The sequence below is a fragment of the Streptomyces sp. NPDC029159 genome (assembly GCF_055564055.1).
Genome location: NZ_JBVHWT010000016.1, coordinates 105,374 through 123,057, shown reverse-complemented (window position 1 = coordinate 123,057; position 17,684 = coordinate 105,374). Strand labels below are relative to the sequence as shown.

Annotated in this window: 17 protein-coding genes; all 17 read left to right on the top strand. The window is 70.9% G+C overall.

The genetic code is table 11. The annotated features are described in order from the left end of the window. Positions 1–185 precede the first annotated feature (185 nt). The 17 genes from ACZ4U4_RS26460 to ACZ4U4_RS26380 all read left to right on the top strand — a co-directional run bounded on the left by ACZ4U4_RS26460 (position 186) and on the right by ACZ4U4_RS26380 (position 17,472). A complete protein-coding gene (locus ACZ4U4_RS26460; RefSeq protein ID WP_467879058.1) occupies positions 186–1,970 on the top strand; it encodes an FG-GAP-like repeat-containing protein in 1,785 nt (594 codons plus the stop codon). A 459-nt stretch (positions 1,971–2,429) separates the two neighbouring features. Then, on the top strand, positions 2,430–3,236 hold the full coding sequence (locus ACZ4U4_RS26455; protein WP_467879055.1) for an HAD family hydrolase: 807 nt from the start codon (positions 2,430–2,432) through the stop codon (positions 3,234–3,236). A gap of 267 nt (positions 3,237–3,503) precedes the next feature. Continuing rightward, on the top strand, positions 3,504–4,292 hold the full coding sequence (locus ACZ4U4_RS26450; RefSeq protein ID WP_467879053.1) for an AfsA-related hotdog domain-containing protein: 789 nt from the start codon (positions 3,504–3,506) through the stop codon (positions 4,290–4,292). A gap of 60 nt (positions 4,293–4,352) precedes the next feature. Then, positions 4,353–4,979 (top strand): hypothetical protein, encoded by a 627-nt coding sequence (locus ACZ4U4_RS26445; protein WP_467879050.1) that lies wholly within the window; start codon positions 4,353–4,355, stop codon positions 4,977–4,979. Then, positions 4,979–5,827 carry a hypothetical protein gene (locus ACZ4U4_RS26440; RefSeq protein WP_467879047.1) on the top strand — a complete coding sequence of 283 codons (849 nt, stop codon included), beginning with the start codon at positions 4,979–4,981 and terminating at the stop codon, positions 5,825–5,827. The genes ACZ4U4_RS26445 and ACZ4U4_RS26440 overlap by 1 nt, the downstream gene beginning before the upstream one ends. Positions 5,828–6,001: 174 nt before the next feature. Then, a complete protein-coding gene (locus ACZ4U4_RS26435; protein ID WP_467879045.1) occupies positions 6,002–7,072 on the top strand; it encodes a 3-oxoacyl-ACP synthase III family protein in 1,071 nt (356 codons plus the stop codon). Between the two features lie 2 nt (positions 7,073–7,074). Further along, positions 7,075–8,037, top strand: coding sequence for a zinc-binding dehydrogenase (locus ACZ4U4_RS26430; RefSeq protein WP_467879042.1), 963 nt, complete (start codon positions 7,075–7,077; stop codon positions 8,035–8,037). Positions 8,038–8,287: 250 nt separating this feature from the next. Then, entirely contained in the window at positions 8,288–8,542 is a 255-nt protein-coding gene (locus tag ACZ4U4_RS26425; protein ID WP_467879040.1) for an acyl carrier protein, read from the top strand. Between the two features lie 8 nt (positions 8,543–8,550). Beyond that, entirely contained in the window at positions 8,551–9,534 is a 984-nt protein-coding gene (locus ACZ4U4_RS26420; RefSeq protein ID WP_467879037.1) for a beta-ketoacyl-ACP synthase III, read from the top strand. Next, the gene (locus ACZ4U4_RS26415; protein WP_467879034.1) at positions 9,531–10,289 is read left to right on the top strand and encodes an SDR family NAD(P)-dependent oxidoreductase; all 759 of its coding nucleotides are present in this window, start codon (positions 9,531–9,533) and stop codon (positions 10,287–10,289) included. The genes ACZ4U4_RS26420 and ACZ4U4_RS26415 overlap by 4 nt, the downstream gene beginning before the upstream one ends. 64 nt (positions 10,290–10,353) lie before the next feature. After that, positions 10,354–11,127 (top strand): SDR family NAD(P)-dependent oxidoreductase, encoded by a 774-nt coding sequence (locus ACZ4U4_RS26410; RefSeq protein ID WP_467879032.1) that lies wholly within the window; start codon positions 10,354–10,356, stop codon positions 11,125–11,127. Positions 11,128–11,186: 59 nt separating this feature from the next. Beyond that, positions 11,187–11,945, top strand: coding sequence for an SDR family NAD(P)-dependent oxidoreductase (locus tag ACZ4U4_RS26405; RefSeq protein ID WP_467879029.1), 759 nt, complete (start codon positions 11,187–11,189; stop codon positions 11,943–11,945). 120 nt (positions 11,946–12,065) lie between these two features. Next, positions 12,066–12,548, top strand: coding sequence for a MarR family winged helix-turn-helix transcriptional regulator (locus ACZ4U4_RS26400; RefSeq protein ID WP_467879025.1), 483 nt, complete (start codon positions 12,066–12,068; stop codon positions 12,546–12,548). Next, positions 12,545–13,945 (top strand): MFS transporter, encoded by a 1,401-nt coding sequence (locus tag ACZ4U4_RS26395; RefSeq protein WP_467879023.1) that lies wholly within the window; start codon positions 12,545–12,547, stop codon positions 13,943–13,945. Before ACZ4U4_RS26400 ends, ACZ4U4_RS26395 begins: the two co-directional genes overlap by 4 nt. Before the next feature lie 117 nt (positions 13,946–14,062). After that, complete coding sequence (locus tag ACZ4U4_RS26390; RefSeq protein ID WP_467879021.1) at positions 14,063–14,680, top strand: cysteine hydrolase family protein; 618 nt, start codon at positions 14,063–14,065, stop codon at positions 14,678–14,680. A 282-nt stretch (positions 14,681–14,962) separates the two neighbouring features. Then, the gene (locus ACZ4U4_RS26385) at positions 14,963–15,721 is read left to right on the top strand and encodes a hypothetical protein (protein WP_467879018.1); all 759 of its coding nucleotides are present in this window, start codon (positions 14,963–14,965) and stop codon (positions 15,719–15,721) included. Between the two features lie 2 nt (positions 15,722–15,723). Next, on the top strand, positions 15,724–17,472 hold the full coding sequence (locus tag ACZ4U4_RS26380; protein WP_467879015.1) for an enoyl-CoA hydratase-related protein: 1,749 nt from the start codon (positions 15,724–15,726) through the stop codon (positions 17,470–17,472). The last annotated feature ends 212 nt before the right edge of the window (positions 17,473–17,684 follow it).

Below are 17,684 nucleotides of genomic sequence, written 5' to 3'. Positions count from 1 at the left end.
CGCGGCCCGGCGCGCTCGCGGCTCCCGGCCTCCGCCGTCGCCCCCCGTGACGGCGTCGTCGGCCGCCTTCAGCGCGTTCTTCCGACCAACGAGCGTGCGTCGTACGGCAGTTCGTCCGGCATGGCGCGTGAAGAAGCGGATTAGGCTGAGGCTTCTCCTTTCTCCGAGCCGAAGGGGTTGGCGCCGTGGGGGACAGCCGACTGGGACTGGTGATGGTCCACGGAATCATGTCCGGTCCGCACGTGTGGGAGCCGTTGCGCAGCTTGATCGCCGCGGACCGGGACCTCGGTTTCGTCGAGCCGCTGGCTTTCGAATACGCCACCGGGCTGCTGCCGCTCCATCCGTTGCGGGTCTTTCCGTCGCTCGACACCGTCGCCGACAGCCTGAAGGAGTATCTGGCCACCGAAGCCGGCGCATTCGACCGGCTGGTGCTGCTCACCCACAGTCAGGGAGGGCTGGTCGCCCAGCGTTATCTGGCCCGGATGCTCCACGACGGCAGAGGCGCCGAGCTGGCGCGGATCCAGCGGCTGGTGATGATCGCCTGCCCGAGCAACGGCTCCGAACTGCTGCTGTCGCTGCGGCGGCGCGCACTGGGCCGGCGCCATCCGCAGGAGAAGGATCTGCGGCCGCTCAGCGATCAGGTCGGCGCCACGCTGCGGACGGTCCTGCGCGATATCGTGCACGCCACCGAGGTCACCGAGCGGACCTGCCCCATTCCGGTGTCGGTGTACGCGGGTGAGAGCGACGGTGTGGTGTCCCGCGCCTCGGCGCAGTCGGTCTTCCCCGACAGCTCCGCGCTGCCGGGCGATCACTCCAGCATTCTCAAGGCCGACTCGCCCCGGCACCGGACCTTCACCGCGGTGCGCCGCCTCCTCCTCGCCACGCCTCGGGGGCCGGGCGCCTCCGGCGCCGGGGAGCCGAACCCGGCCCCGCCCGCGCCCGCGCCGTGGACTCCCCCGGACCCGCCCTCGTCCGGCGGGGCGGCGGCACCCGGCCGGAAACGGCGGCGCCGGACGGTCACGGTCGCCGCGGTCGCCGCCGTGGCGATCGCCGTGCCGGTCCTGCTCCTCGCCCCCCTGCCGTGGCAGTCCGATGCCACCACGCCCGACGACGTCCCCCGGCCCGAGAGGTCTCCGGCCACGCACACGTCCTGGCTGGTCGACATCAACAAGGACGGCAAAGCCGATTACGTGACGGTCGGCGCGGACCAGAAATTCCAGTTCTGGTGGAACGGCGGCCTCAAGGGCAAGGAGTTCCTGCTCGGCGAGAAGGGGAACAACTCGTACACCCCTGACGACGGAGCGGACGGCGCTGCGTTGCGTTTCGGTGATATCGACGGCGACGGTTGGCCCGACTGTCTGGTGACCGATCGGAGCGGCGGGCTCACCGTCCACACCTGGGTCGAGGACAATCCCTCAGGCGCACGTATGTGCATGCAGAGGTACGACGGCGTCGCCGACGTTCTCACGCACGGCTCCACCGGAGAGAAGCTGGATATCAAGGAGGGTACGCAGATCCAGTTCGCCGACCTCAACAAGGACAAGAAGGTCGACTATCTGCTGGTGAGCCCGGACGGCGCGGTGAAGGTCTGGTACAACAAGGGCTACAAGTCCGAGAACGGCCAGGATTTTCTCCTGGAGTGGTCTCCTCCGCAGGAGTTCGGCGGGCATTTCAAGGAACCCCACGAGTGGAGATTTGCCGACATCAACGGTGACGGGTATGCCGACCAGATCCTCATCACCCCCGGGGGCGGCGCGCGGGCCTGGATCAACAAGGGTTATGAGGAGGGCACCAAGCCCTATGACATGGGCAAGATCGTGAAAGACACCGGGGCCCCTCCGGGGGAGATCCAATTCGCCGATGTCGACGGCGACGGAAAGGCCGACTTCCTGCACATCGAGAAGGCGGGCGTCGTCCGTGTCCAGCTGAACAGGCTGACGGACAAGGACTTTCACACCTTCCACCCCTGAGATGCCACCTCGGCCGGCCCGCCGGGTGAGCGCAGCGGCTCCTCGAAGCCGGAGAGGTCATGTGGGGCGGTCGTGCCAAGGACGGCGCCGATCCCTGCGAGGTGGCGGCCCGGCATGGCGGAGAAGCGGTGGGCGACCGAGGAGCCGGGGTGGCCGGCAGCGTCGGCTTCCGGCCTCCGCCGCCGGTTGAGCGGGCGCACACTACAGCACGGCGCCGGAGCGCGCCGGGCACATCCGTTCGTCTGTACGAAGACATACGGAGTTGTCGACCCGCTCCTTTCCCGTCACCCCCCGGCGAGTTACCCATGACTTACCGGTGACGCTTGTACGGGAGCGCACCCCGACTTTCGAAGCTGGCCGAAAGGTAAGCTGCGTCGCCTCCTGTGAGGGCTGAGACTGAAGAGACACGACATCGCACTGCGGTGATGCCTGCCCCACGGGCCTTTTCCTTCCGCCCAGGTGGATTCGCATCGCCCGACGGAGGTGGGCGCTGTGAGTGGCGAGTCCGTATTACCACCGGAAGGCACACGGGCGGGAGCCGCCGCACAGAAGCGGCCTCGCACGGGTGGAAGTCTGCGGTCGGCGGCATTCTTCGATGTTGACGAAACACTCATCACCGCAAAGAGCATGTTCGCATTCCTGCGTCACTGGCTGGCGCGGAACGGGGACGACGGCACGCGGTACCGGCAAAGAGCCGACGCCCTGAGAGCGATGGCCGCACGGCTGCCCCGCGAGGAGGGCAACCGTTTCTACTACACCCATTTCGCGGGCGTACCCGCCGCGGAGCTCATGGCCGCCGGCCGGGAGTGGTACGCCGAGTACCGCACGGGTCCGGACGCGTTCGTCACGGCGACCGTCCGCGCACTCGCCCGCCACCGGGCCGCGGGCGACCTCATCGTCCTGGTCTCGGGCGGCTTCGCGGCCTGTCTGGAGCCGCTCGGCGAGGATTTCGGGGTGGACCTGACGCTCTGCTCGGACCCGCTGATCGGCGCGGACGGCGCGTTCACCGGCGAGATCGGCACCGCGATGATCGGCAAGGCCAAGGCCGCCGCCGTCGACCGGACGATCGCCGGGTACGGCCTCCCGGCGGCGGACTGCTGGGCGTACGGGGACCACTCCAGCGATCTCGACATGCTGTCCTCGGTGGGGCACCCGGTGGCCGTCGGCGACGACCCGGTGCTGTGCGCCTATGTGCGGCGCCACGGCGGGAGCGTCCTGCCGAAGACGGGCGGGCGCCGGGACGAGCCCGGAAGAACGGTCCCCTGAGCCTTACCCTTCGCGCATTCCCCCTTACCGCCGCATTCCCCTTCACCGTAAGGGGAAAGCAGCACGACCAGGACGTGATTCTCACGTACGGCCCCTGAGAGGCATACCCCGCAGCAGTCTCCGGCTTCCCGTCGGGTACAGCGGGGACCCGCCTCATCGGTGCCACCGGAGCGCCTTGCCGGCCTCTCCCGGAATTCAGTGGCGTACACCGTGCGACGGCGCACGGGTAGCGACGCCTGCCGGTCATGTGATGAATGGAATTCTCGCATGTCAGAAAGTGGAACCACCACACTCGTCATCGTCGGCGACCGTTACGAAGCCTTTGCCGACCAGACATCTGCCGTTACCGTCTCCCGGTTCATCGACCAATTGCGGGCCGGTGTCCACCGGAACCCGAGCGGCGGTAACGCGCTGCTCCTCGCCGAGGGGCAGGGCGTCACCGCCTACGACTGGGACCGGATCGAGGAGGAATTGCAGCGCGGTGACGGCCCCGGACGCACCGTGATCGAACGCAGCCCGCGGGGGCGGCTGGGCAACCACACCGAGACGCACAAACACCGCGAGAGCAATGTCCTCATCGCGGGGCTGACCCGCCGCTCCGAGACCGCCTTCCGCTCCTCACTCCGGATCCACAACGATCAGGAGCTGCAACTCGATCACCAGGCGAGCCATGTCCAGGGCATGGTCGTGCTGGAGGCCGCGCGGCAGATGTATGTCGCCGTCTGCGAGCGCTACTACACCTGCCACCGGCCGGAACACCGCTACAGCCATGTCTTCGCCCGCCTGGACACCAGCTTCCGCAACTTCCTCTTCCCGCTGGACGCCACCCTCGACTGCGAGGTTCTCCAGGCGGACCTGAGCGACCCCGAGCTGCTGCTCTTCGACATCGAGGTCACCTTCCGGCAGGCGGCCCTGCACATCGCCTCCGTACGGATGACGGGTACGGCACTGCCCGCCGCGGTGATGGCGCGCAAGGAGCGCCGCGGTGCCGAGCGGGCCGTGCGGTACGCGCTCAAGCGGCTGCCCGTGCCACCCGAACTCGCGGCCGCCGAGTGAACCGACCGGCGTGACCAGCGATCCATTTGCCATGAAAAGCCATGAAAGGGAACGCGTGCGATGACTTCCCCCCTGCTTCTGGTGACAGAGGTGCCCGTCGAACGAGAGGCCGCCCCGGAGGCGCTCGCCGTCTGGCAGGACCACAACCGTGCCGCCGGGGACCGCGGCAGCGTGCTCTACGAGGGCACTCAGACGCCGGTCGTCCTGGAGCTGACGCCCCTGGCCGGGCTCGCCGCTCTCGCCGCCCGCGCCGACCGCTGGCGTGAGCTGCGCACCGCGCTGGCCCCGCTGTCCACGGGCGATGTCCGCCGCCAGGTGCTGGAGTTCGTGGCGGCGCCGAAGCCCGCGGCCCGGGAGCTGCCGGACACGCCGTACATCCAGCTGCGCCATGTCGAGGTCAAGCCCCCGGTGCACGAGGAGTACCTGTCCTGGCGGGAGGGGACCATTTTCGCCGAGGTCCTCAAGTCCGAGCGGATCGAGGCGTTCCTCGCGTACCACTCCCTGTTGAGCACGGAGCCCGGTGTCATGTTCGTCGCCGGGTTCTCCTGCCCGCCGCAGGAGTATCTGCCGACGTTCGCCTCGGAGCGTTATGCGGAGATCGCCCGGCAGGCGCACCCCCGTTTCGTCACCGACGAGGGGCTCTACACCCGGATCTACCGTCGGGTCTCCGGCGGGGAGGCCCGCTGATGACGCGTTCGCGGACGTACGAGCTGAGCATGACGACGCAGGGCCCGCTCTATCCGCCGAGCGAGGTCATGAACGCCGACGGGCATTTCGTGGTCATCGGCGGGATCAACCGGGCCCGGCCCGGTGGTGAGGTGCGGACCGAGTGGGGTCGCGCGCTCGTCGCCGCCGACAGCGTGCTCCCGTCCTTCGGTGCCAACGCGCCGTACCGGATCGTCCGGGAGCTGCCGCCGGAACTCTCCGCAGCGGACGAGCGGATGGTGCTCTGCACCCTGCCACTGCCGCTGCCGTGCTCGAACTACACGGCCGTGATGGCCCCGGAGCAGCAGCCCGATCCGTTCGGCGTGGTGCGCCCGAGCTATCCGTTCCACCAGGTCCCCATCCCGGACCTGCAGCCGGAGGACGGGCCGAAGGTGACCGAGCCGGTGACGCTGGGCCAGTGGGTCAAGGCGCGCGGAAGCCTGACGGTGGCATTGGCGGAGCAGGACACCGCGGCGGACTTCCGCGGGGAGTTCCAGGGGCTCATCCCGAACAGTCTCTACACCGTGATGGCCATCCGGCGCCGCGATCTCGATCCGGACGGCCCCTCACACCCCAGCCCGTTCGGCGTCCCCAATGTCTTCATCGCCGACGAGGAGGGCAACGGCAGCTACCACGCCCGGCTCCCCGACCCCTTCCCGGCGCCCGGCTCCCCCGCGGCCGGCAACCGCGTCGTCAACTTCGTCGTCCTCTGGATGAGCTACCAGATGAATTACGGCGGCGCGGTGGGCCACCACGGTCTGGGCTCGGACATCCACGCCCAACTGCGGCTGCCCGGCCCCGGGTTCACCGAATTCGTCACCCACGCCTGACACGGACCGGTAGCGCCCCGAAAAGAGATCCGCGGCCGCACCGCATTTCCGTATCCCGACGGCCCCGCGTGGAGCCGTCGCGGCCACCGCATCCGCCGGAATTCCCCCTGCCTGTCGCCGGGGAAAAGTCAGCCTTTCGCCGCCCTACCCCCCTCTGACCGATCGGAGTTCCCCATGCCGCACGGCCTGATTCCGACGACCCGGGAGATACCCGGGAAGCAAACCGCCCCCCGGCCGCGGAATGCCGCGGCCGGGCTCAGACGCCCCGTCGGGATTCATTCCACCGGACTCTACGTACCGTCCCGGGTGGTGACCAATGAGGAACTGACCCGGACGCTCGACACCTCCGACGCCTGGATCACCTCCCGTACCGGTATCAAGGAACGGCGTTTTCTCGAACCCGGCATGGCCACCTCGGACATGAGCATCGAGGCGGCCCGGCAGGCGCTGGCCCGCGGCGGCGTCGACCCGTCCGAGCTGGACGCCATCGTGCTGACGACCTTCACCCCGGACCAGCCGCTGCCCTCCACCGCGCTGATGGTCAAACAGGCCCTGGGCGCGCACCGCGCCATCCCGCTGGACCTCACCCAGGCGGCCTGCTCCGGCGGGATCTACGCCCTGATCGTCGCCGCCCATCTCCTGCAGAACGACTCCTACTCCCGCGTCCTCGTCATCGGCGCCGACGCCGGATCGCGCGCCACGGACCCGCAGGACCGCGGCACCCGCGTCTTCCTCGGCGACGCCGCCGGGGCGGTGCTGCTCGGCCCGGGCGCCCCCGGCTTCGGGCTGCTGTCCTGGGACACCGGCGACGAACTCTCCTACGACGTGGAGATCCCCGCGGGCGGCTCCCGCCGGCCCACCAGCCAGGAGACCGCCGACGGCCGCGGTCAGTATCTGAAGATGCTGGGCAAGTCCGTGTGGAACATGGCCACCGGAAAGCTGCCGGACAGCATCAGGATGACGGCGCTGCGCGCCGGGGTGGAGCTGGACGAGGTGCGGTACTTCCTGCTGCACCAGGCGAACCTCAACATCATCAACGAGGCGATGCAGAGCCTCGGGGTGCCCGCCGACCGCGCGCCCACGACCGTCGGCCAGTTCGGCAACACGGCCGCGGCCAGCATGTTCACCGTGCTGCACGAGGCCATGGAGCGCGGCGTGCGGCACGGCGACCTCCTCATGATGTCCGGGATCGGCGCCGGTTTCCTGTGGGGTTCGGCCTGCTTCCGCCACGACGGGCGGGGCTGAGCATGCTCGCCGTGTCGGCCGTACGGGCCGACGCCCGGGATCCGCTCGGCTGCCTGGAGGTCGGGGAGCGGAGCGAGCCTCTGCCCGCCGAGGGCTGGACGACCGTGACGGTCCGCGCCGCCACGCTGAACCGGCACGACCTGTGGACGCTGCGCGGCGTCGGCCCGTCGTTCCAGCGCATCCCGATCGTGCTCGGCTCGGACGCGGCCGGGGTGGACGAGGAGGGCAATCCTGTCCTCGTCCACTCGGTCATCGGGGACACCGCCCGCCGCGGCGAGGGTGGCGCCCCGCGCTGGTCCGTGCTCGGCGAGCGGTACGACGGAACGTTCGCGGAGCGGGTGGCCGTGCCCCGGGAGAACCTCGTGCCCAAGCCCGCGGGTATGTCCTTCGAGGACGCGGCCTGTCTGCCCGGGGCCTGGCTGACGGCCTACCGCATGCTGTTCGACCGGGCGGCGCTGGAGCCCGGCGCCACCGTCCTGGTGCAGGGCGCGGGCGGCGGGGTCGCGACCGCCCTGATCGTGCTGGGGTCGGCGGCCGGGTACCGCGTCTGGGTGACCAGCCGCAGCGCGGAGCGCCGTAAGCAGGCCGAGGCGCTCGGCGCCGAGGCGGCCTTTCCGCCGGGCGCGCGGTTGCCGTCCCGGGTCGACGCGGTGATGGAGACGGTGGGCGAGGCCACCTGGGAGCACTCGTTGCGCAGCGTCCGCGACGGCGGCCGCGTCGTGGTCAGCGGCGCGACCACCGGAGCGCTGCCGCCCGCGGAGCTGACCCATGTCTTCTTCCGGGAACTGACCATCACCGGCTGCACGCTCGGCAGCCGGGACCAGCTGGCGCGGCTCGCCCACTTCTGCACACAGAACCGGCTCGCCCCGGTGATCGACCGGGTGCTGCCGCTGTCCCGGGCCCACGAGGGCTTCCGGGCCCTGTCCGACGGCACGGTCTTCGGGAAAGTCGTCTTCACCACCTGAGCAACACGGCCCGGAAAGTCTGCGGAAAGGAGACCGGCCCACTCGTTGCACAGAATTCGCAGAATTCGCGGCACCACCGCTCGCACCTCTCCTGCTTCCTTTTCCCTTCCGGGAACGGGCTGTTCACCATGCGCCAAAACCCCATGTCATGGCCCAGGGACAGGGCTTGACGGTCAATTAATCACCGGTATAGCTTCCCGATCGCACGCCATCCCTGTCATCGAATCCCACTTCAAGGAGCGTGATTTTCATGGCAGTTCCCTCTCGCACCAAGGAATCCGTCGAAAGGTTCATCATCGATGTACTGGAGAAACTCGGTATCGAGCGGGACCAGATCACGCTCGACGCCTCGTTCGACGACTTAGGGGTGGACTCGCTCCATGTGACGGAGCTGGGTCAGGCGGTCAACAGGGAATTCGACATCGAGGTGCACGCCGCGGATCTGGAGGATTCCCAGAGCCTGCGGCAGGCGCTGAACGCCATTTACGCGAAGGCCGGCCTCTAGGGGGTGCCATGACCGCCACACTCACCGGTGCCGGAGCGGCACTGCCCGAGCGGGTCCTGAGCAATCACGACTTCGTTCATCTCGACACCTCCGACGAATGGATCGTCCAGCGCACCGGCATCCGGGAACGCCGCCGGCTCGCCGCGGACGCCAGCCTCGCGGAGCTGGCCGCGGACGCCTGCGGCCGGGCGTTGGCGGACGCCGGTGTCGCCCCGCACGGCATCGGTCAGGTGGTCGTGGCCACCTCCACCGCCGACCGGATCAGTCCGGGCATGGCCGTCGAGGTCGCCACCCGGCTGGGCATCGACCGGCCCGCCGCCTTCGACGTCAGCGCGGGCTGCTCCGGGTTCCTGTACGCGCTGGACCACGCGATCGCGGTGATCGAGTCGGGGCGCGCCGACCATGTCCTGGTCTGCGGCGCCGAGGCGCTCTCCCGGATCACCGACCACACCGACCGCAACACCGCGGTACTGCTCGGGGACGGCGCGGGCGCGGTCGTCGTGTCGAGAACGGAGGGCGGGCTCCGGCCGTCCTTCGCGCTCGGCTCCGACGGCAGGCGGATCGACCTCCTCTACGTGGAGCAGGACAAGCTGCTCCGGATGCGGGGGCGGGAGATCTTCGAGAGCGCCGTGGATCTGATGGCCGGGCACACCCGGCTGGTGCTCGAACGGTCCGGACTGGGCCCGGACGATCTCGATCTCTTCGTCGCCCACCAGGCCAACGCCCGGATCGTCCATGCGGTCCGTCGGCGCCTCGGTGTCTCCGCCGACCGGGTCTTCCTCAACGTCGACAAGGTCGCCAACACCTCCTCCGCCTCCATCCCGCTGGCCCTCGCCCACGCGAGAGAACAGCAGCTGCTGCGCCCCGGCGCGGTGTTGGGCCTCGCCGCCTTCGGCGCGGGCCTCTCCTGGGGGGCCGGTGTCCTCACCTGGCAGGGCCCGGTCGCCGTCCAGCCGGGGGAAGAGCTGTCCGCCGGCCGGGGCGTGCGGTGAACATCTCGGGCAGCGTCGCGCTGATCACCGGCGGCACCTCCGGCCTCGGGCTGGCCACCGCGGAGCGGTTCCTGCGGGCCGGCGCCCGCGTCGTCCTGGTGAGCCGGTCGCGGGACAAGGGCCGGGCCGTCGCCGCACGGCTCGGCGACGGCGCGGTCTTCGTCGCCGCCGATGTCAGCAGCGAGGCGGCGGTCGGCGCCGCCCTCGACGCCGCCCAGGAGCTGGGCACCCTGCGTACCGTCGTGAACTGCGCCGGTATCAGCAACGCCGTCAAGACCGTGGGCAGCCGCGGCGCGTTCCCGCTGGCGGAGTTCACCGACGTCATCCGGGTCAATCTGATCGGCACGTTCAACGTCATCCGGCTCTTCGCGCAGCGTGTGGGCGAGGCCGACGAAGCCGACGGTGAGCGGGGCGTCGTGATCAACACCGCCTCCGTCGCCGCCTTCGACGGGATGACGGGCCAGGCCGCCTACGCCGCGTCCAAGGGCGGCATCGTCGGCCTGACGCTGCCCGTCGCCCGTGATCTCGCCGCTCTGAAGATCCGGGTGGTCACCATCGCCCCCGGGCTCTTCGACACCCCGATGTTCGCGGCCGTACCGGATACGGCCCGCGCCGCCCTCGGCTCCCGCACGCCGCATCCCGCCCGGCTCGGCGACCCGGCCGAGTACGCGGAGCTGGCGCTGCACATCGTCGCCAACCCCATGGTGAACGGCGAAACCATCCGTCTCGACGGAGCCCTCCGCATGGCTCCGTGAGAAAGCGCCGTTCTTGATCACACCGTCCTCGATCGCCCCTGACACCCAGAAAGGCACGGTCCCCATGACCGGGAAAGACGGCATTCTGTCCGGCAAGGTGAGCCTGATCACCGGCTCCAGCAGCGGCATCGGCGCGGCCGCGGCGCGGGTCTTCGCACGCGAGGGCTCCGCCGTCGTCCTGATCGCCCGCCGCGAGGAGCGCCTGGCCGCTCTGGTCGAGGAGCTGCGGCGCACCGGCGCGGAGGCGGAGTACGTGGTGGCGGACGTGAGCCGGTCCGCCGACATGCGGCGCGCCGTGGACTTCACCGTGGAGCGCTTCGGCCGGCTCGACACGGCCTTCAACAACGCGGGGTACGCCTGCGGCCGCACCCCGCTGCACCTGATGGCGGACGAGGAGTACGACCCCGTCATGGACACCAACGTCCGTGGGCTCTTCAACTGCCTGCGCCCCGAGATCACGGCGATGCTGGCGAGCGGGAACGGCGGCGCGATCGTCAACACCAGCAGCGTCGGCGGGCTGGTGGCCTCGCCGGTCGCGGCCCCGTACGTCGCTTCCAAACACGCGGTCATCGGGCTGACCAAGGCCGCCGCCGCGGAGTACGGCGGCGACGGGATCCGGGTCAACGCCATCGCCCCCGGCACCACCCGCAGCGAGCTGGTGGAAGCGTGGTACGCCCAGAACCCCGAAATCGAGCAGGAACTGCACCGGACGACACCCCAGCCGCGGACGGCGGACCCGGAGGAGACCGCCCAGGCGGCCGCGTGGCTGTGCAGCGAGCGCAGTTCCTACGTCACCGGCGTGACCCTGCCGGTCGACGGCGGCTTCACCGCGCTGTAGCGGGCCGTGCGCCCCGCCGTCTCCTCTCATCAACGTCTCTTCGTGCAAAGGAGGATGTCGTGGTCGGTCGCCTCGAAGGACGGGTGGCGGTGGTCACCGGTGCCGGTTCCGGTATCGGCCGGGCCGTCGCCGAGCGGTTCGCGGCGGAGGGCGCCGCGGTCGCCGTCTGGGACCTGGATGCCGAGGACGGCGCGGTCACGGTCGATGCGCTGCGGGAGCGGGGCGTGCGCTCCGCGGCGTACGCGGTCGACGTCGCCGACAGCGCCTCGGTCGGCCGCGCCGCCGAGCGCTCACTGGCCGCGTTCGGGCAGGTGGACATCCTGGTGAACAACGCGGGCGTCTTCGACTACTACGCGCCCGTGCTCGACACCAGCGAAGAGCAGTGGGACCGCGTCCTGGGCATCAACCTCAAGGGGATGTTCCTGGTCACCAAGGCGCTGCTGCCCGCGCTCCTGGACGGCGGCGGAACGGTCGTCAACACCTCCTCGATCTCCGGGGTGGTGGCGGGCGGCGGCGGTATCGCCTACACCTCGTCCAAGCACGGCGTGGTCGGGTTCACCCGGCAACTCGCCGCCGACTACGGCAGGCAGGGGGTGCGGGCCAACGCGATCCTGCCCGGCGCCGTGGAGACCCCGATGACACGGCCGATCCTGGAGCAGGGGGACGCCGCGATCCTGGAAACCGTCCGGAGCGTGCCCGCCCGGCGGCATGCGCAGCCGGAGGAGATCGCCCATCTGGCGCTGTTCCTCGCGAGCGACGAGTCCTCGTTCGTGCACGGCTCGGGCTATGTCATCGACGGCGGCTGGACCGCCCTCTGACCGCGCGGCACCGCCGGTTCCCGGGGCCGTGAGCGCCACAGCAGATAAATGGACAGGTAGCCTGAAGAGATATACTGTGCAGGCTACCTGTTCACTTGGCGAAGTGGTGATGACGGACCAATGGATCTGGCAGCGTTGGCCATGGACCTGGATTTCGCGATGCGCCTGCTGCGCGGCCGCATCCGGGCGGAGTCGGGCGTGGAAGCCGAAGGATTGTCGCGTCCCCAACTGACGGCGCTGTACCGCGTGGTGCGCGAGGGACCGATCACCACGAGCGAACTGGCCGCCCTGGAGTACATGCGCCCCCAGTCGATGGCGCAGACCCTGGCGGGACTGGAGGAAGCCGGTCTCATACGGCGTACCCCCGATGAGCACGACGGCCGCCGCATACTGCTCTCCGGCACGGAGCGCGGCAGCGAGCTGGTGACCGATCTGCTGGCGCTGCACGCCCGTTGGCTCAGTGCGGCGATCGCGGAAGAGCTCTCCCCCGAGGAGCAGGAGCAGCTGGCGGCGGCCGTGAAGCTGATGGGCCGCCTCGTCGACTCCACCGTCGGACCCGTCGTGAGCATGCGGCGCCGGGGTGTCCACGGTGGTGCGCGGTGAGCAGTGGGTTAACCCGGGACAAGACAGCGGCCCCCGACGGCCCGGTGCGTACGCCGGGGTGGCGTCTGGTCGCCCCGCTGCTGGTGGGCTCGGCCCTCAACCCCATCAACAGCTCCATCCTCGCGACCGCGTTGGTGCCCATCGCCCGGTCGCTCGACGTGACCATCGCGGCGACCGCGGTCCTGGTCTCGTCGCTCTATCTCGCCAGCGCCATCGCCCAGCCCACCATGGGCCGGCTGGCCGAACGCTTCGGCCCGCGGCGGGTGTTCCTCGCCGGGCTGGGCCTGGTCGGCGCGGGCGGCATCCTGGGCACCCTCGCCCCGAATCTGGCGACGCTGACCGTGGCGCGGGTGCTGCTCGGCATCGGTACGGCCGGTGGCTACCCCACGGCGATGATGATCGTGCGGCGGTTCGCCGAGCGCCATCCGGAGGTGAAGGTCGGCGGCACGCTGGGCGCGCTGTCGGCCGCCGGGCTGGTGACCGCGGCCGTGGGGCTGCCGATCGGCGGCGCGCTGGTGGCGGTGGCCGACTGGCGGGCTACCTTCCTCGTCAATGTGCCGATGGCGCTGATCGGCATCGTGATGACCCTCTGCTGGGTCCCGGCCGACGCCGGTTCCGGTACGCGCGCCCCGGTGTCGCTGCTCGGCGAGCTGGACCCGCCGGGCATGCTGCTGTTCGCCGCCATGGTCACCTGCATGTTGCTGTTCTGCGGTGATCTGGCCCATCCGAACTGGCTGATGCTGGCCGCGACCCTCGTGCTGGCGGTCGTGCTGGTGCTCTGGGAGCGCCGGGCCCGGCTGCCCTTCATCGACGTCCGGATGCTCGCCCGGAACCGGCCCCTGAGCATGACCTATCTGCGTGTCGGCGCCACCCTGCTCGTGCCGTACTGCATCCTCTACGGCCTGTCCCAGTGGCTGGCGGAGAGCCGGGGGATGTCGGCCATCATGGTCAGCCTCCTGCTGCTGCCCATGTCGTTCCTGGCCTCGGTGGTCACCATCCCGATCTCCCGGCGGCAGCTCGTCCGCGGTCCGCTGATCGCCGCGGCGGCCGCGGCGCTGGTCGGATCGCTGGCGATGGTGACGTTCAGCCATCACACGCCGCTCGTCCTGATCGCGGCGGTGACGCTGACGTTCGGTGTGACGACCGGCCTCGGCTCCGTGGGCAACCAGACCGTGCTCTACGCGCAGTCCCCCGCCGAACAGGTCGGGGTGGCCTCGGGATTGCTGCGGACCTCCACCAATCTCGGTGCCATCATGTCCGCCAGCCTGGTGAGTCTGGCACTGGGCGACACCGCCGGTGACGCGGGTCTGCACGTTCTGGGGCTGGCCCTGGCCGGGCTCGCCACCGTGCTGTTGCTGGCCACCATTGTCGACAAGCTGCCGGCGCACACCCGTTGACCCGGGTGCGGGTCACCGCCCGCACCCCGGCCCGCCCGGCGGGCCGCCTCTGTCGGGCCCGCGCCCGACGCCGGGACCGTTGCACCTCCGTAAGAGTGATCGAAAGGAAAGACCACGATGACTGACACCCTCACCTTCACACCGCATCGCACGGCGTTGCTGCTCATGGATTTCCAGGCGGGCATCCTCGGCCTCCTCTCCGACCCCTCCGAGGTGGTGCAGCGGGCCAAGCAGGCCCGGGAGGCGGCCGTGGCCGCCGGTATCCAGGTCGTCCATGTGCGGGTCGCCTTCACCGAGGAGGACTACAAGGGCATCTCGGAGAACAACAAGACCTTCGCCCCGGCGGCCGAACACCATCTCTTCGCGGAGGGTTCGCCCGAGACCGTCATCGCTCCCGAGCTGCGGCCCGGCCCGCTGGACAAGATCATCACCAAGACCCGGACCGGCGCGTTCAGCACGACGCACCTCGACGAGTTCCTGCGGGAGCGCGGCATCGACACCGTGGTGCTGGCCGGTGTCAGCACCACCGGCGTCATACTGTCCACCGTCCGTGACGCGGCCGACCGTGACTACCGGGTGGTCGTGCTCTCCGACATCTGCGCCGACCCCGACGCCACCGCCCACCACACGCTGCTCACATCGGTCTTCCCGTCGCAGGCCGACCTCCTCGACGGCAAGTCCTTCGCCGACAGTCTGATCACGTGCCCCCCGGAGGGAGCCGGCCCGGCGCTGTGACCGGCCCGCGCCCCGGCCCGTGGTCGACCGGCCCCGGAACTCGGCACCGTACGAGCAACGGGGGTGCACATCCGCCATGTGCCGGAGGGCGCGGCTCAGACATGTGACGCCGGCCGGGGCTCATGGCCTCCGGCCGGTATCCACCCGTCGGACGTCGTCGCGCCCCCGCTCCACCGGGACCGCTCTCCCCACCGCCCCGGGAACGGCCCGCCCGGGGACCGGACCGAGCATGCGCGGCACGGCGCCGTCGGGCAGGGCACCCAACTACCGTGGAGGCGCCGCATGGCGATCCGGATCAGGATCGGTGATTACGAGAGGGTGACCGGCGACCCACTGAACCGGCACTCGATCGGCTACTTCCCCCGGATGACCGAGAGCGAGGCGTGGGAGGCCGGCCGGGGGGTGTGGCGCCTGGACCTGCGGATGGTCCGGCGTGAGCGGTACGCCCTCATCGTCGGCGAGGGCCGGGTGCGGGCCATCGCCGAGATCACCGATGTGACCGTCCACGGGACCGACCGCGGCCGGAAGAAGGCGCTGTGGGGCACGCTCCTGACCGCCGGGCACCCGCTCTACGACCACTACGCCGAGCAGAGCGACCCGCTCCACAACGACTCGCGCAACAGCGTCGCCTACGGCGAGCTGCCCGAGGAGGTACAGCTGCGGGCCCGGTACTGCGCCTGCGGCTGCGGGCAACCCGCGGAAGCGAACTTCGTCCCCGGCCATGCGCTCCGGGCCATCCAGGCGCGGATCCGGGAGCACTTCGGCGGCTCGGCGCTCTCCTTCCTCACCTGGCTGGACAACGAGCTTCCGGCCGAGGAGCACTCGTCCCGGCCGTGGCCTGTGCCCGCCCGCGGCGCCGACGACCGCCGCCCCGACCGCGCCGCGCCCGCCGCCCCTCGCCGTCGTACGCCGCCGACGCGGTGTCCGTCGGCGTCCGGCCAGGTGACCCGGTGGGCGGGGCTCGGCTTCCGCCGTGACCGTTGCGGTGATGATCGCGGCAGCCGGGCCGGTATCGGTGCCCGCCCGGCGGTCGGGAGGTAGCGGTGCACATCCTGCTGATCGCGAGCGCGGTCAACAGTCTCACCCAGCGTGTCTTCGCCGAGCTGGGCGAGGAAGGCCACACGGTGGCGGTGGAGTTGGCGCTGGGCGAGGAGTTCCTGCGGGACACCGTGCGGCGGCACGCGCCGGAGGTGATCGTCGCGCCGATGCTCACCACCGCGATCCCGCGGGACGTCTGGTCCGCGTATCCGTGTCTCGTCGTCCACCCGGGCCCGGTGGGTGACCGGGGCCCGTCGTCGCTGGACTGGGCGATCCACGAGGGCGCCCGCGAGTGGGGCGTGACGGTGTTGCAGGCCGATGCGGAGATGGACGCCGGGGACGTGTGGGCCTCCGTGCCCTGTGCGCTGCCGCCCGTCGGCAAGAGCGATCTGTACCGGGGCGAGATCGGCGACGCCGCCGTACAGGCGGTGCTGCTCGCGGTCCGGCGGTTCGCCTCGGGCACCTACCGGCCCCGGCGCCAGGACGGTGCCGGGCACGTCCGGCCCTACTTCGACCAGAGCCTGCGGCGTATCGACTGGGCGGCGGATTCGACCGGCACCGTGCTGCGCAAGCTGCGGACCGCGGACTCGCAGCCGGGTGTGCTGGACACGTTCGGGGGCGCGGAGTGGTATCTGCACGGCGGGTGCGCCGAGGACACGCTGCGGGGCCGCCCGGGCGAGTTCCTGGCCACCCGGGCGGGCGCGATCTGCCGGGCGACGGTGGACGGCGCGGTGTGGATCCCCGAACTGCGGCCCCGTCGGCGCCCGGGCGGCCCGGCCACCTTCAAGCTGCCGGCCGCCCTGGCGCTCGGCGAGCGGCTGCCGCCGATGCCGGAGATCCCCGCCCCGCTCCAGATCCCCGAGGAGCGGCGGACCTGGACGGACATCCGCTACCGGGAGGACGGTCCGGTCGGCTTCCTGCGGTTCTCCTTCCCCGGCGGCGCTATGAGCACCGACCGGTGCGAGCGGCTGCTCGCGGCGTACCGCTTCGCCTGCTCCCGGCCGACCCGTGTCCTGGTGCTCGGCGGCGGCCGGGACTTCTTCTCCAACGGTATCCATCTGCAGGTGATCGAGGCCGCCGCCGACCCGGCCGCGGAGTCCTGGGCCAACATCACCGCCATGGACGACCTGGTGGAGGCGGTCTTGACCACCACCGACCGGCTGGTCGTCGCCGCGCTCGGCGGCAACGCGGCGGCGGGCGGCGCGATGCTGGCGCTGGCGGCGGACGAAGTCTGGTGCCGCAGCGGCGCACTGCTCAACCCGCACTACCGGCTGATGGGCCTGTACGGCTCCGAGTACTGGACGTACACACTCCCCCGCCGGGTCGGTCCCGGGCAGGCGGCGCGTCTGATGCGGCGCGCGCTGCCGGTGACGGCGGCCAAGGCGCTCGGCCTCGGCCTGGTGGACCGCATCGTCCGCTGCGCGCCGGAGGAGTTCGGCGCCGAGGTCACCCGCCTCGCCACGCGGATCGCCACCTCCTCGCCGGTCCAGCGGCGCATCGAGGCCAAGAAGGCGGTACGGGAGCGGGACGAGGCCGCCAAACCGCTCTCCGCCTACCGCACCGAGGAGCTGACGCAGATGCGCCGCGCCTTCTTCGACCCCGCCGCGCCCTACCACGCCCTGCGCGGCGATTTCGTCCGCAAGCGGCGCCCGCGGAGCACCCCGGAGCATCTGCGGGACGCCGCGCTCCGGGGCGGCGGGCGTACGGCGGCGGACGAGATTGCCGGCCATGCAGTACGCGGAGAGGGTGACTGATCGCATGCCCAGGGCGGCACGGAGTTGCCCATAGGCGCTGCGGCGGCAGGAAATTCCGAAGAACGTCGATGAGATCGGCGTTCGTCGAGTGAAGCGCGGCCAGGGCATCCGGGCGCGAACACACGTCCGGGCCCGCTGTGAGCACGTGCCGGCCGCCTCGCTATCGTCAGGGGCCCGGCGGCGGGAGTGCGCGCCCAGGTGATGCAGCGTCA